This is a genomic window from Pseudomonas sp. H1_D04, assembly GCF_054683855.1.
The window spans coordinates 1002493-1015505 of sequence record NZ_CP162826.1; the positions used below are offsets into that span (position 1 = coordinate 1002493).

Below are 13013 nucleotides of genomic sequence, written 5' to 3' on the forward strand. Positions count from 1 at the left end.
ATCAGTTCGCCATGAAAACCCTGCTCAGTACCGTCGCAGCCAGCGTGATGCTGGTGACCGGCGCGACCGCCTTCGCAGCCTCCACCGTCGACCTGGCGGTCAAGGGCCTGATCGTTCCCAGTGCCTGCACGCCCAGCCTATCCGGCGGCGGCATCATCGATCACGGCAAAATCTCCGCCAAGGACCTGCGCCCGAACAACCCCACGCTCATCGGCACGCACACCCTGATTATCGAAGTGAATTGTGATGGTCCGACCACGTTTGCCCTGAACTCAATCGATAACCGGGCAGAATCGGCACTGATGAGCACGCTGTTCGGCCTGGGCCTGATCAACGGCACGCAAAAACTGGGGTGGTTCACGCTGATTCTGCAGAACGCCATCGCCGACGGCGCCCCAGTGAAAACCATCGCCTCCGGTGATGGCGGCAAGACGTGGTACGAAGAAAGGTTCTGGGACCCAGGCCTCTACATGTCGGTGGCAGCCACAAGTGACACCTCGACGCCAGTACCCGCCACGGAATTGGTGGCTGACCTGCAGGTGAACACCTCGATCGCCCGCACCGACGGCCTGGACCTGACCAACGAGGTCACCCTGGATGGTTCGGCCACCCTGGAAGTGAAGTACCTGTAACGCCAGGGCGACCATGCCCAGGCATGGTCGCCTTTACGTACGGCCACCGTCCTCCAGCCAGTGATCCCCATGAACCTGCAGCCCAATCTTTTTGCCGTCCTGCTCACACTGACGTTCGCCGCACCGACAAGCGCAGCATCGATAGTCGACGTCACGGTGACCGGCAGGCTCACCCCGGACGCCTGCCACGTCGAGCTGTCGGAAGAAGGCATTGTCGACCACGGCAAGATTCCCACGCATACCCTCAACAGCGATGAATTCACCGTGCTGCCAAGCCAGCTACTGGAACTCTCCGTGCAATGCGCGCGGCCCATGCTGTTTGCGCTGGCGGGCATCGACAATCGCGCGGAATCAGCACTGACGCCGGATGTTTTCGGCCTGGGTCGAAATATTCATGCCCCCGATGAGCGCATGGGCAGTGTGGCGCTTTTCTATCGCAACCCGGTGGGCGATGGGCAGCCCATGCAGGTGCTGGTGTCCACCGATGGCGGTGAAACCTGGGCCGCGCGGCCCGACGCCGAGCCAAAGGCCTATGCCGGTTTCGCGCTACCGGGTGACCGTCAGCCGGATTTCATCCGCCAACTGGACGCCCAATTGCACGTAGAAACGTCCATCAACTTTTCAAACTACCTGACCCTGGATCAAGAGGTGCCCTTGGACGGGTCGATCGTCCTGGATCTGCGCTACTTCTGATTCTTCTTTTGCCCAATGGAACCCCGTCATGACGACGTTACTTTTGAACATCGCGGCCCTGACACTTCTGTTCAGCCTGAATGCCAGGGCCGACGGAATGGTCCCCGACACCTCCGTGGTGATCGTGCATGAAAGCGAGGGCGAGGCCAGTGCTTCGGTGACTAACACCGACAGCCAACTGGCCCTGCTGCACGTCACCCTCGAAAACATTCCGGAAGACACAGAGCCGTTGTTGGTAGTCACTCCCCCGCTGGCACGCGTCGACCCCGGCAAATCGCAACTGGTGCGTTTCATTTTGCAGGCGCAGCAGCCGCTGATGACGCAGCGGCTCAAACGGGTGATTTTCGAAGGCATGCCCACCGGCCGAGCCGCCACCAAAGCAGGGCATGCCCGCGTCGGCGTGACCGTGCGCCAGAACCTGCCGGTGATCATTCATCCCGAAGGGCTGGCGCCCAATCGCACGCCCTGGACCGGTTTGACCTGGGCCCTTGAGAACAACCAATTGCAGGTCAGTAATGACACGCCGTATGTGGTGCGACTGGCCCAGGAACTGAGCCTGCTTCCGGGTAACGGCAAGGCGATGCTGCCGCGCACCTACGTGTTGCCGGGCGAGCGATTGCGTGTACCGGTAACCGGCACCGGCGCCCAAACTGTCCGGCTGCAACCGGCCACCCTCTATGGCTTCGCGGTGGCCGCCTACGAAGCCCCTATCACCGTGCTCTAACGAAAAAAACAGACGCTCGCGCCTGTAAATACGAAGTGACGGCGCAATGACCGTCACCGCGACGCACAGACGTCCAACACTTAATGCCTTTGGTAAAAACAGTCGTGAATGATCGTGACGGCAAAGCCGTGCCCGCCGCACCCACCCACCTTGCCCTGCCGGCGTGGCTGTTAACCTGCGCCCTGCTCCCTGAAGTGACCTGGGCCGATGCCGATTCCGGTTTCGATTCCAAGACCCTGAGCCAGCGCGGCATTGATCCGCAACTGGCCAGCCTGCTGCTGGAAGCTCCGCGCTTTACCGCTGGCAAACACGCGGTGACGCTGCGGGTCAACGGCCAAAACCGTGGTCGTCTGCAAGCCCGTTTCGATCAACAGGGTGCTCTGTGTTTCGACCGCACGTTACTGGACGCCGCCAACCTGGTGATCCCGGACGACAGCGGCAAATGCCACGACTTTCTCGCCCAATTTCCCCAGAGCCTGATCGAACCCGACCCGGCCACCCTGACGGTGTCGCTGGTGGTGCCGACCGAGGCCCTGCGACCGCTGAAGCAGGATGTCTCGGGGTATCAGGCCGGCGGCGTCGCGGCCTTGCTCAACTATGACCTGAGCGGTTTCTACAATCAGTTGGGCGATGACACCAACCGCTTCGGCTCGGCCAATACCGAAGTTGGCTTCAACGCCGGCGACTGGATCGTGCGCAGCCGCCAGGTGCAGACCTGGCAGGACGGCCTGTCGCGCAGTACCCACCTGGAAGCCTACGCCCAGCGCACCTTCGCCCAGCATCAGGCGGTGCTGCAAGCCGGGCAGATCAGCCTCTACAACCCGGTGCTGTCCGGGGCGCAGATCAATGGCGTGCAGGTGTTCACCGAGCAGGCACTGCTGGACCAGGAGCAAGGTGCGACCATCGAGGGCATCGCCAACAGCCCGGCGCAGGTCGAAGTGCGGCAGAACGGCGCGTTAATCCACTCAACGGTAGTCCCCGCCGGCCCGTTCGCCTTGCGCGATGTGCGGCGCTTGAACACCCGCTCGGACGTCGAAGTGACTGTTCGGGAAAGCACCGGCGAGGAGCGCCGTTTTACCGTGCCGGCAGCGATGCTTGGCCTGGGCCTGCCGGCAGCCGGTTATTCGGTGGGCGCAGGTCGCGTACGCAATATAGGTGACGCCAAAGGCGATGACCCCTGGGTTGTCAGCGCCGGCTGGAACGGCGCCGTGCACCCGCAAGTCTCGGTGGGCGGCGGCCTGCTCGCGGCCAGCGAATATCGCGGCGTGGGCGCAAGCCTGGCCTGGCTGCCAGGGCTCGACAGCCAAGTGCAACTGGCCAGCCAGTTCTCCGATGCGCAGTCCCACGACAAGGCCCAAGGCATGCAGACCGACCTCGCATGGTCCCAGCGCCTGGGTGAGCAATGGTCATTCAGCGCGGCCAACTCCTGGCGCACGCCGGGCTATCGCGATCTGGAAGAAACCACTTACGACACCCAACCCGACCACCATCGCCGCTCACGTTACCGCGACCAGCAAAGCGTCACACTCGGCTGGTCGCACCCATCGCTAGGGGCGTTCAGCGCCGGGGTGTCGCGTTCCAGCAATTTTGACGATGAGACCAGCAGCCGTGCCCTGGCCTCGTGGGGCACCAGTGTGGGCGGCGTATCGCTGTCCGCCAGCGCCGAATGGCAGATGGGCGGTCGCCAACAGCAGGACAACGCGGTGTACCTGAACCTCAGCCTGCCCCTCGGCGAGCGTCGCCGGGGCCGCGCGTGGGTGCGCAATTCGGGAGGCGAGCATCGCTCGGGAGTCGGGCTCAACGAGCAGATCGACGATCAACTCAGCTACCGCGTCAGCGCCGAATACGACACCCGCGACCGCCAGGTCGAGACCACCGTCGGCGTGTCCACCCTGCCCCGCTACAGCCAGTTGGACCTGAGCTACAGCCGCAGCGACAGTGAACGTTCAAGCTACCAAGGCGGCGCTCGCGGCGCCGTGGTGGCCCACCGCAGCGGTCTGACCTTCTCGCCGTATCCCGTGCGCGACACGTTCGCACTGGTGTCAGTGGGCGACATGAGCGGCATCAAACTCAGCACCCCCAGCGGCCCGGTCTGGACCGACTGGCAGGGGCAAGCGGTGGTGTCCCAGGTCAACGCCTATGGCCGCAGTCCGGTCGAAGTGCAGACCCGTTCGCTACCGCGCAATGCCGACATCAACAACGGCCTGGCGATGATTTCGGCCGGGCGCGGTGCGGTGGATCGTGTCGAGTTCGGCGTGGCGCTCACCCGTCGGTTGCTGCTCACCGCACGCACTGATCAGGGCCAACCGCTGCCGCGCGGCGCGGTGGTAAGCACGGCCGAGGGCGAGTTCATCACCCTGGTCCAGGATGGAAGCCAGGTATTCCTGCCCAACGTGCTGGAGCACACCACGCTGTGGGTCAGCAACGCCGACATCGGGCGCTGTGAACTGCGCTTCGACCTGCCGACCAAGCCCGACCCCACGGTGTATTTCGAAACCGCCGACGCCCGCTGCCATACCCCTGGAGAATGACCGATGCCCATCCTGAGAGTTGCCTGCCTGCTGCTGATAGTGTCCAACTGCGCCCTGGCCGCGGATGAATGCCAGTTAAACCTCAGCGAGGCGCGCCTGGATTTCGGCTCGATGAACCGCGCCGCGCAGCACGACAGCGCCCCCCAGCGTCTACTCGGCGAGCGCCGTCTGAGCCTGACACTCAACTGCGCGCAACCCGGCGACATGAGCCTGTTCTATCGCGCTGTCGCCGCAAGTGCCGAGCGCCTGCAATTCACCAAGCACGGCAGCTACGCCATACAGGTCAGCGACGGAATGCTGGATGGCCAGGCGGTCAACCTAGGGTTGCTGCCCGCCAACGGTCAGCCGCCCGTGGCCACCGGCGCCGCACTCGGCTGGCGGCCGGGGCACGGGATCGCCCCGATGCTCAACGGCACACCGCTGACCGGCAAGCATTTCACGCTGCAACTGAGCGTGAGCGCCTGGGCCGATGCTGCCGCCACACGCGTGCGGGACGCGACCACTTGGGAAGTGACCGGCCGCGTCTCCCACCCGCAAAGCGAGCGAGAGCTGACCCTGCAAGCGCACTTCGCCCCTGTGGCGTGCGTGCCGCTATTGTCCAATGGCGGGCTGGTGAATTACGGCAGGCTGCTGGCCAAGGACTTGAGCGCCACCAGTGAAACGCCGCTGCCCACGCGGACCTTGCAGTTTTCCGTGAGCTGCGACGCCGCCACGCCCTTCGCCCTGAAGATGCATGACAACCGCAACGGTTCCGCCACCGGCGGCACCGATGAAACCGCCTACGGCCTGGACGTGGACTACAGCCACAACAAGATCGGGCGCTACTACGTGAACATCGACCCGGCCGAGTTCAGCGCTGATGCCCTCGGCCCGCTGTATCGCACCGACTCCACCAGTGGTGGGGCGGCGTGGAGCAGCTCCAGCCCGCGCCAAATCCCCATCGCCGCCAACAGCCTAATGGGCTTTACCGACCGCACCGCCAGCACGTTGGGGCCGGTGCCGATCCAGAACCTCTCCGGCACGCTGCGCATCAAGGCCTACCTGGCGCCGATGGAATCGCTGGACTTGCGCAACATGGTGCACATCAACGGCGCCGGCACCCTCGAAATCATTTACCTGTAACCCAAGGGATCAGCCTCATGAAAACGCACAACATCGCCCTTCTTTCCCTGCTGCTGGCCGCAGGCACCGCCGCTCAGGCGGCCTCGCAGGTGGATCTGGCGGTCACAGGCCGTCTCACGCCCACCGCCTGTACGCCGCTGCTGTCCAACGGTGCAGTCATCGACTACGGCAAGATCTCCCATCAGGACCTCAACGTGGACAAGGGCACGCGTCTGCCCATCAAGCCGTTGCAAGTCAGGATTGCCTGCAACGGCGCGAACCGCTTCGCCTTGCGCATGCGGGACAATCGTGACGGTTCGGCGATGGTCAACAGCGAGATTTACTACGGCCTGGGCTTGGACCATAGCGGTAACCGCATCGGTCTGTACTCGATGGCCTTCGACCCGCGCCAGACCATCGTCGACGGCAGCACGCTGGTGTATGGCACCGAGTCCACCACCGGTGGCCTGGCCTGGCGCACTGCCAACCTCAACCCGATCAACATCGGCGCCAAGAGTTACCTTGGGTTCACGGACATCGCCGGCAGCACGGCGGGCCCTTCGGCGATTCAAGAATTGACCAGCACGGTGCAGGTCGAGACCGTGATCAACGCCACGCAAAACCTCGACCTGAGCCGCGACATCGCGCTCGACGGCCTCGCCACGCTGGAGGTGGTGTACCTCTAGATTTTCTCGCTGGTCACCTGCACATACCGCGCCCGCCCGGCGCCAAGGCCCGCGGCGATCGCACCGACACCAAGCACCGCGAAGATTCAGCCAATGGCCGACCAGCCGCCGGTCCAGTCATGCACCAGGCCCACGGCCAATGGGCCGAGCGAGGCCAGGGTGTAACCGAAGCCCTGGGCCATACTCGACAGGTTGGCCGCCACGTGGGCATCAGGGGAACGCAGCACGATCAGGGTCAACGCCAGGCTGAACGTGCCGCCCTGCCCCAGCCCAAGCAAAATCGCCCAGCCCCACAAGCCATCGAGCGGTGCATAGAGGCAACCGAACAGCCCGCCGAGGGTCAGCAGCATCACCACCACAATCGCCAGGCGCTGGTCCTTGCCCCGGGTGGCCAGCCACGGCGCGGCCAGCGAACTGACCAATTGCACAATGATCGAGCCGGACAGCGCCAACCCGGCCTCGGTGGCGCTCAGGCCACGACCGATCAGGATCGACGGCAGCCAGCCAAACACGATGTACGCCAGGGACGATTGCAGGCCCATGTACAAGGTCACCTGCCAGGCCAGTGGGTCACGCAGCAAGCCCTTGACCCGGTACGCCACCTGATGCGCGCCCTGTTTATGCCCGACCTGGGGCAACCAGAACACGGCCGCCATCAGCGCCGGCAAGATCCAGAAGCCCAGGCCTATCGGCCAACTGTCGCCGAAGTAATGACTCAACGGCACCGTTGCGCCTGCCGCCAGCGCCGCGCCCAGGCACAGCGCCATGGTGTACACGCCGGTCATGGCGCCGGCCTGTCGAGCGAAATCACGCTTGACGATGCCTGGCAACAACACGCCGATAATCCCAATGCTTGCGCCGGCAATCAGACTGCCGGCGAACAGGCCCACTTCGCCGAACGAACTGCGTAGCAGGATGCCCGCCGCCAGGCTCAACAGAATTCCCAGCACCACGCGCTCGGCGCCAAAACGCCGCGCCAGGATCGGCGCCAGGGGCGCGAAGAGCCCCAGGCACAACACTGGCAACGTGGTCAGCAGACCGGCCCTGGCGGCTGACAAGCCCAGGCTGCTGGACACTTCACCGAGCACCGGCGCCATGCTCGACAGCGCCGGACGCAGGTTCAACGCCACCAGGACCAGGCTCAGCAGCAACAACCAAGGGCGGTTCAGCGGCGCGGGCGCCTGCTGCACGATGTCGTCGTCTGCTTCGGCGTCGATCAACAGTTCTTCAAGTTCAGTCGTGCGTTTGGCTTCAAGGTTCATGGATCAACTGGGCGCCGAGGATGGCGTAGAAGGAGTGGTACAACTCGCTCAAGGCGGGGTTGCGCGGTTTGTCCAATCATTGGATGAATTTGCCCACAGGCTATTCGGACTTTCCTACGAGGGCAAGGCAACGGTTTTTTTGAACAGGCAAAAATAAACCCGGCGCCAGGCCGGGTTTATGGTTAAGCATCACCTGTCGATCAATGCAGAATCTGGCTCAAGAACAACTTGGTCCGATCGTTCTGCGGGTTGTCGAAGAAGTCATTCGGCGCCGCTTGCTCAACGATTTCGCCTTTGTCCATGAAGATCACGCGATTGGCCACGGTGCGGGCAAAGCCCATTTCGTGGGTTACGCACAACATGGTCATGCCGTCTTCAGCCAGGCCGATCATGGTGTCGAGTACTTCCTTCACCATTTCAGGGTCGAGGGCCGAGGTCGGTTCGTCGAACAGCATGATTTTCGGCTTCATGCACAGCGCCCGGGCAATCGCCACACGCTGTTGCTGGCCGCCGGACAGTTGCCCCGGAAACTTGTGGGCCTGCTCCGGAATGCGCACGCGCTCCAAGTAGTGCATGGCGATTTCTTCGGCCTTGCGCTTAGGCATCTTGCGCACCCACATCGGCGCCAGCGTGCAGTTCTGCAGGATGGTCAGGTGCGGGAACAGGTTGAAGTGCTGGAACACCATGCCGACTTCACGGCGGATCGCTTCGATCTGCTTGAGGTCGTTGGTCAGTTCCACGCCATCGACCACGATGCGGCCTTGCTGGTGCTCTTCCAGACGGTTGAGGCAGCGGATGGTGGTGGACTTGCCCGAACCCGACGGGCCGCACAGCACGATACGCTCGCCCTGCTTGACGTTGAGGTTGATGTCTTTCAACACGTGGAACTGGCCGTACCACTTGTTGACGCCCTGCATCTGGATAATGCCTTCAGGGCTCACAGGCTGTTTGATTGCTTCGCTCATAACAACAACTCCTAACGCTTGTGGCCTGTGTCGAGCTTGTGTTCCAAATGAATGGAATAGCGCGACATACCAAAACAGAAAATCCAGAACACCAGGGCGGCGAACACGTAGCCTTCAGTGGCCATGCCCAACCATTTCGGGTCGGCGGCGGCTTGCTTGACACTGTTGAGCAGGTCGAACAGGCCGATGATGATCACAAGGCTGGTGTCCTTGAACAACGCGATAAACGTGTTGACGATACCGGGGATCACCAGCTTCAAGGCTTGCGGCAGAATCACCAGGCCCATGCTGCGCCAGTAACCCAAGCCCATCGCTGCAGCCGCTTCGTACTGACCTTTAGGGATCGCCTGCAAACCACCACGCACCACTTCGGCCACATAGGCCGACTGGAACAGGATCACGCCGATCAACGCCCGCAGCAGCTTGTCGATGCCCATGCCTTCAGGCAGGAACAGCGGCAGCATCACCGAGGACATGAACAGCACGGTGATCAACGGCACGCCGCGCCAGAACTCGATGAACGTCACGCAGATCACACGAATTGCCGGCATGTTCGAACGCCGTCCCAGCGCCAGCACGATGCCCAGAGGCAAGGCGCCGGCGATACCGACGGTGGCGATCACCAGGGTCAGCATCAGGCCGCCCCACTGGCTGGTCGCCACGTTGGTCAGGCCGAAGATCCCGCCGTGCAACAGGAAGAACGCAATGATCGGGTACAGCACCAGAAAGCTCAGGCCGTAGATCGCCTTGCGTTGGAAACGCGAGATGAACAACGGTGCCACGCCAACGATGGCCAGCCACACGGTCAGGTCTACACGCCAGCGCAGGTCGCCGGGGTAGTAGCCGTACATGAACTGCCCAAAGCGCTGTTGGATGAACACCCAGCAGGCGCCTTCTTTCGTGCAATCGGCGCGGGTCGTCCCAACCCAGTTGGCGTCGAGGATGGCCCAGTGCAGGATCGGCGGCACCACCAGGTAGATCAGGTAGAACGCCAACAGCGTCAGCAGGGTGTTGAGCCAACTGGAAAACAAGTTGGCGCGCATCCATGCCACCGGCCCGAAGACTTTGCTCGGCGGCGGCATATCAGGTTTGAAAGTATGCGTACTCATGGGCGTTTCCTCACCGCTCGATCAGCGCAATGCGCTTGTTGTACCAGTTCATCAGCAGGGAAATGCTGATGCTGATCGCCAGGTACACGCTCATGGTGATGGCAATGACTTCGATGGCCTGGCCGGTCTGGTTGAGCACCGTGCCGGCAAACAGCGAAACCATTTCCGGGTAACCGATACCGGCGGCCAACGACGAGTTTTTCGCCAGGTTCAGGTATTGGCTGGTCAGCGGCGGAATGATCACCCGCAGGGCTTGCGGGATGATGACCTTGCGCAGCGTCGGCCCAGGGCGCAGGCCCAGGGAGCGCGCAGCTTCGGTCTGGCCGTGGCTGACGGACTTGATGCCCGAACGCACGATCTCGGCGATAAACGCTGCCGTGTACACGGTAAGCGCCAGGGTCAGCGCCAGCAGCTCAGGGATCAGCACCCAGCCGCCGACAAAGTTGAAACCTTGCAGCGTGGGCATTTCCCAGTGCAGCGGTGCACCGAAGATCAGGGCGCACAACGCCGGGATCACGAAGAACAGCGCCAGGCCCGCCCAGAATTTGTGGAACGGAACGCCGGTGGCTTCAAAGCGTTTGTTGGCCCAACGCGCCATCGCCACGATTGCCACGATCGCCACCACCACACTGGCCACGAACGGCCAGAACCCATCAGCGGCAAGCGCTGCCGGCATATTCAGGCCACGGCTGCTGACAAAGAAGGTGTCGCCGAAGTTATGGCTGTTACGCGGCCCCGGCATGGTCAGGAACACCGCGAAGTACCAGAACAGGATTTGCAGCAGCGGCGGAATGTTGCGGAACACTTCCACATACACGGTCGCCAGCTTGTTGATCATCCAGTTCGGCGACAGACGCGCCACGCCAATGATGAAACCGAGCAAAGTCGCCAGGACCACGCCGATCACGGTCACCAGCAAGGTATTGAGCAAGCCGATTACAAAGACGCGGGCATAGCTGTCCGATTCGGTGTAGTCGATCAAATGCTGCGCGATGCCGAACCCGGCACTGCGCTCAAGAAAGTCGAAACCCGAGGTAATGCCTCGGTGCTGAAGGTTGGTCTGGGTATTGTCGAAGAGGTACCAGCCCAGCGAGATCACCGCCACAATCGTGATGATCTGGAAGAGCCACGCACGCACTTTGGGATCGCTGAAGCTGAGCTTCTGCTTTGGTGCGCCGATTTGATTTTGCATGAAGTGCCCCGGAAAGAATGGAACAGAACATCACCCGGCGGTTGGCCCACCGGGTGACAGAACCATCAGCGATCAGCGCACAGGGGGTGCGTATTGAATGCCGCCGTTGTTCCACAGTGCGTTCAGGCCACGGTCGATTTCCAGCGGGGTGCTCTTGCCGAGGTTGCGCTCGAACACTTCGCCGTAGTTACCGACTTGCTTGACGATCTGTACGACCCAGTCTTTCTTCACTTTCAGGTCTTTGCCGTATTCGCCGTCAGCACCGAGCAGACGTGCAACGTCCGGGTTCTTGGTGGATTTGGCTTCAGCTTCAACGTTTTTGGAAGTGATGCCGGCTTCTTCAGCGTTGAGCATGGCGTAGCCAACCCAGCGCACGATGGCCAGCCACTCGTCGTCGCCGTTACGCACGACTGGGCCCAGCGGTTCTTTGGAGATGGTTTCCGGCAGAACCACGTAGTCCTTCGGCGCGGCCAGCTTGCTGCGCTGGGCGAACAGTTGGGACTTGTCGGAGGTCAGTACGTCGCAACGACCGGATTCCAGCGACTTGGCGCTTTCGTCGGAGGTGTCGAAGGTGATCGGGGTGTATTTGAGGTTGTTGCCACGGAAGTAGTCGGAAACGTTCAGCTCGGTGGTGGTACCGGCCTGGATGCAGATGGTTGCACCGTCCAGTTCCTTGGCGCTTTTTACGCCCAGCTTGTTGTTAACCAGGAAGCCGATGCCGTCGTAGTAGGTGATGAAGCCTGGGAATTTCAGGCCCATGCCGGCGTCGCGAGAGCTGGTCATGGTGGTGTTACGGGACAGAATGTCGACTTCGCCAGACTGAAGCGCGGTGAAACGCTCCTTGGCGTTCAACTGGCTGAACTTGACCTTGGTCGCGTCGCCGAACACAGCAGCAGCGACAGCGCGGCAAACGTCAGCGTCGATCCCGAGGATCTTGCCGCTGGCATCCGGTACCGAGAAACCCGGCAAGCCGTCACTCACGCCGCATTGCACGAAGCCTTTCTTCTGCACGGCGTCCAGAGTGGCGCCAGCTTGGGCGAAACCACTGACACCCAGTACAGCGGCCGCGGAAACGATGGCCAGGGTGGATTTCAATACCTTCATTCAAACCTCCAAATACGCTCTTGTTGTGTCGGAGCTCGAACCTCAGCGCACCCTTATGAGGCGATATTGACCCGTGTTGGTTTTTTTTAGGGTCAAGCGGCATGAGGCTGTCGCAGTAATTCCAGCGGCTATCCCATAAACGGCAGTCACTGATAGTGTTACCGTCCCGGGATAGTTCTGACATCGACCTACACATAGCAAGCGCCGTACCAGAGTGGTGGCTGAGTCGTTTCAGCCCATGGTCAATAGGAAAAGATTCAACCTTGCGACATTCTCTTAACAGATCAACCTATGACGCACCGTTCCGTCGCACTTAATCGGAGCGCACGCACATTTATGGAGCAAACATGACCGAACCCTTGATTCTTCAGCCCGCCAAGCCCGCAGACGCCTGCGTAATCTGGTTGCATGGCCTGGGTGCCGATCGCTACGACTTTTTGCCGGTGGCCGAAGCGCTGCAGGAAAGCTTGCTGACGACGCGCTTTGTATTACCCCAAGCGCCGACCCGCGCGGTGACTATTAATGGCGGCTACGAAATGCCGAGCTGGTACGACATCAAGGCCATGAGCCCGGCCCGTTCGATCAGCCTGGAAGAGCTGGATGAGTCTTCCAGAATGGTCACCGATTTGATCAAAAACGAAAAAAGCAGCGGAATAGACGCCTCGCGAATTTTCCTCGCCGGTTTTTCCCAAGGTGGCGCGGTGGTTTTCCACACAGCGTTTACCAAATGGCAGGGTGCCTTGGGAGGCGTCATCGCCCTCTCCACCTACGCGCCCACTTTCAGCGATGAGCTGGAATTGTCCGCCAGCCAGCAGCGCATTCCCGCTCTGTGCCTGCACGGCCAGCACGACGAGGTGGTGCAGAACGCGATGGGCCGTACGGCTTACGAACACCTGAAGAGCCGTGGTGTCACCGTGACATGGCAGGAATACCCAATGGGCCACGAAGTGTTACCTCAGGAGATACACGATATTGGCGCCTGGTTGAGCGCTCGCCTAGGCTGATACTCCGCAT

11 protein-coding genes and 1 pseudogene are annotated in these 13013 nt (G+C 61.8%); 7 read left to right on the forward strand and 5 right to left on the reverse strand.

From position 1 onward, the window contains the following. The first annotated feature begins 11 nt into the window (after window positions 1–11). The 6 genes from AB4N82_RS04715 to AB4N82_RS04740 all read left to right on the forward strand — a co-directional run bounded on the left by AB4N82_RS04715 (window position 12) and on the right by AB4N82_RS04740 (window position 6367). Window positions 12–632 (forward strand): DUF1120 domain-containing protein, encoded by a 621-nt coding sequence (locus AB4N82_RS04715; RefSeq protein ID WP_122764766.1) that lies wholly within the window; start codon window positions 12–14, stop codon window positions 630–632. Window positions 633–701: 69 nt separating this feature from the next. After that, window positions 702–1325, forward strand: a complete 624-nt coding sequence (locus tag AB4N82_RS04720) for a DUF1120 domain-containing protein (protein ID WP_122752437.1) — start codon at window positions 702–704, stop codon at window positions 1323–1325. Between the two features lie 28 nt (window positions 1326–1353). Further along, on the forward strand, window positions 1354–2049 hold the full coding sequence (locus AB4N82_RS04725) for a fimbria/pilus chaperone family protein (RefSeq protein ID WP_122752436.1): 696 nt from the start codon (window positions 1354–1356) through the stop codon (window positions 2047–2049). An 83-nt stretch (window positions 2050–2132) separates the two neighbouring features. Further along, entirely contained in the window at window positions 2133–4580 is a 2448-nt protein-coding gene (locus AB4N82_RS04730) for a fimbria/pilus outer membrane usher protein (RefSeq protein ID WP_122764765.1), read from the forward strand. A 3-nt stretch (window positions 4581–4583) separates the two neighbouring features. Continuing rightward, window positions 4584–5702 (forward strand): DUF1120 domain-containing protein, encoded by a 1119-nt coding sequence (locus tag AB4N82_RS04735; RefSeq protein ID WP_460104523.1) that lies wholly within the window; start codon window positions 4584–4586, stop codon window positions 5700–5702. 17 nt (window positions 5703–5719) lie between these two features. Then, window positions 5720–6367 (forward strand): DUF1120 domain-containing protein, encoded by a 648-nt coding sequence (locus AB4N82_RS04740; protein ID WP_122764764.1) that lies wholly within the window; start codon window positions 5720–5722, stop codon window positions 6365–6367. On the opposite strand, the pseudogene AB4N82_RS04745 reads toward AB4N82_RS04740, so the two are convergent. The 5 genes and pseudogenes from AB4N82_RS04745 to AB4N82_RS04765 all read right to left on the reverse strand — a co-directional run bounded on the left by AB4N82_RS04745 (window position 6364) and on the right by AB4N82_RS04765 (window position 11999). Continuing rightward, a pseudogene (locus tag AB4N82_RS04745) lies at window positions 6364–7629 on the reverse strand (CynX/NimT family MFS transporter). The gene AB4N82_RS04740 and the pseudogene AB4N82_RS04745 sit on opposite strands and share 4 nt — an antisense overlap. Before the next feature lie 200 nt (window positions 7630–7829). Then, the gene (locus tag AB4N82_RS04750; RefSeq protein WP_003171943.1) at window positions 7830–8594 is read right to left on the reverse strand and encodes an amino acid ABC transporter ATP-binding protein; all 765 of its coding nucleotides are present in this window, start codon (window positions 8592–8594) and stop codon (window positions 7830–7832) included. 11 nt (window positions 8595–8605) lie between these two features. After that, entirely contained in the window at window positions 8606–9703 is a 1098-nt protein-coding gene (locus AB4N82_RS04755) for an amino acid ABC transporter permease (protein ID WP_032886381.1), read from the reverse strand. A gap of 10 nt (window positions 9704–9713) precedes the next feature. Then, window positions 9714–10895 carry an amino acid ABC transporter permease gene (locus AB4N82_RS04760; protein WP_032886379.1) on the reverse strand — a complete coding sequence of 394 codons (1182 nt, stop codon included), beginning with the start codon at window positions 10893–10895 and terminating at the stop codon, window positions 9714–9716. A gap of 72 nt (window positions 10896–10967) precedes the next feature. Next, complete coding sequence (locus AB4N82_RS04765) at window positions 10968–11999, reverse strand: amino acid ABC transporter substrate-binding protein (protein WP_010212954.1); 1032 nt, start codon at window positions 11997–11999, stop codon at window positions 10968–10970. A 347-nt stretch (window positions 12000–12346) separates the two neighbouring features. Here AB4N82_RS04765 and AB4N82_RS04770 point away from each other — a divergent pair, with 347 nt between their 5' ends. Next, complete coding sequence (locus AB4N82_RS04770) at window positions 12347–13003, forward strand: alpha/beta hydrolase (RefSeq protein WP_122764763.1); 657 nt, start codon at window positions 12347–12349, stop codon at window positions 13001–13003. Window positions 13004–13013: the final 10 nt, after the last annotated feature.

Coding starts and splice junctions, on each gene's coding strand:
- AB4N82_RS04715 (WP_122764766.1), top strand. CDS start 12: ATGAAAACCCTGCTCAGTACCGTCGCAGCCAGCGTGATGCTGGTGACC.
- AB4N82_RS04720 (WP_122752437.1), top strand. CDS start 702: ATGAACCTGCAGCCCAATCTTTTTGCCGTCCTGCTCACACTGACGTTC.
- AB4N82_RS04725 (WP_122752436.1), top strand. CDS start 1,354: ATGACGACGTTACTTTTGAACATCGCGGCCCTGACACTTCTGTTCAGC.
- AB4N82_RS04730 (WP_122764765.1), top strand. CDS start 2,133: ATGCCTTTGGTAAAAACAGTCGTGAATGATCGTGACGGCAAAGCCGTG.
- AB4N82_RS04735 (WP_460104523.1), top strand. CDS start 4,584: ATGCCCATCCTGAGAGTTGCCTGCCTGCTGCTGATAGTGTCCAACTGC.
- AB4N82_RS04740 (WP_122764764.1), top strand. CDS start 5,720: ATGAAAACGCACAACATCGCCCTTCTTTCCCTGCTGCTGGCCGCAGGC.
- AB4N82_RS04750 (WP_003171943.1), bottom strand. CDS start 8,594: ATGAGCGAAGCAATCAAACAGCCTGTGAGCCCTGAAGGCATTATCCAG.
- AB4N82_RS04755 (WP_032886381.1), bottom strand. CDS start 9,703: ATGAGTACGCATACTTTCAAACCTGATATGCCGCCGCCGAGCAAAGTC.
- AB4N82_RS04760 (WP_032886379.1), bottom strand. CDS start 10,895: ATGCAAAATCAAATCGGCGCACCAAAGCAGAAGCTCAGCTTCAGCGAT.
- AB4N82_RS04765 (WP_010212954.1), bottom strand. CDS start 11,999: ATGAAGGTATTGAAATCCACCCTGGCCATCGTTTCCGCGGCCGCTGTA.
- AB4N82_RS04770 (WP_122764763.1), top strand. CDS start 12,347: ATGACCGAACCCTTGATTCTTCAGCCCGCCAAGCCCGCAGACGCCTGC.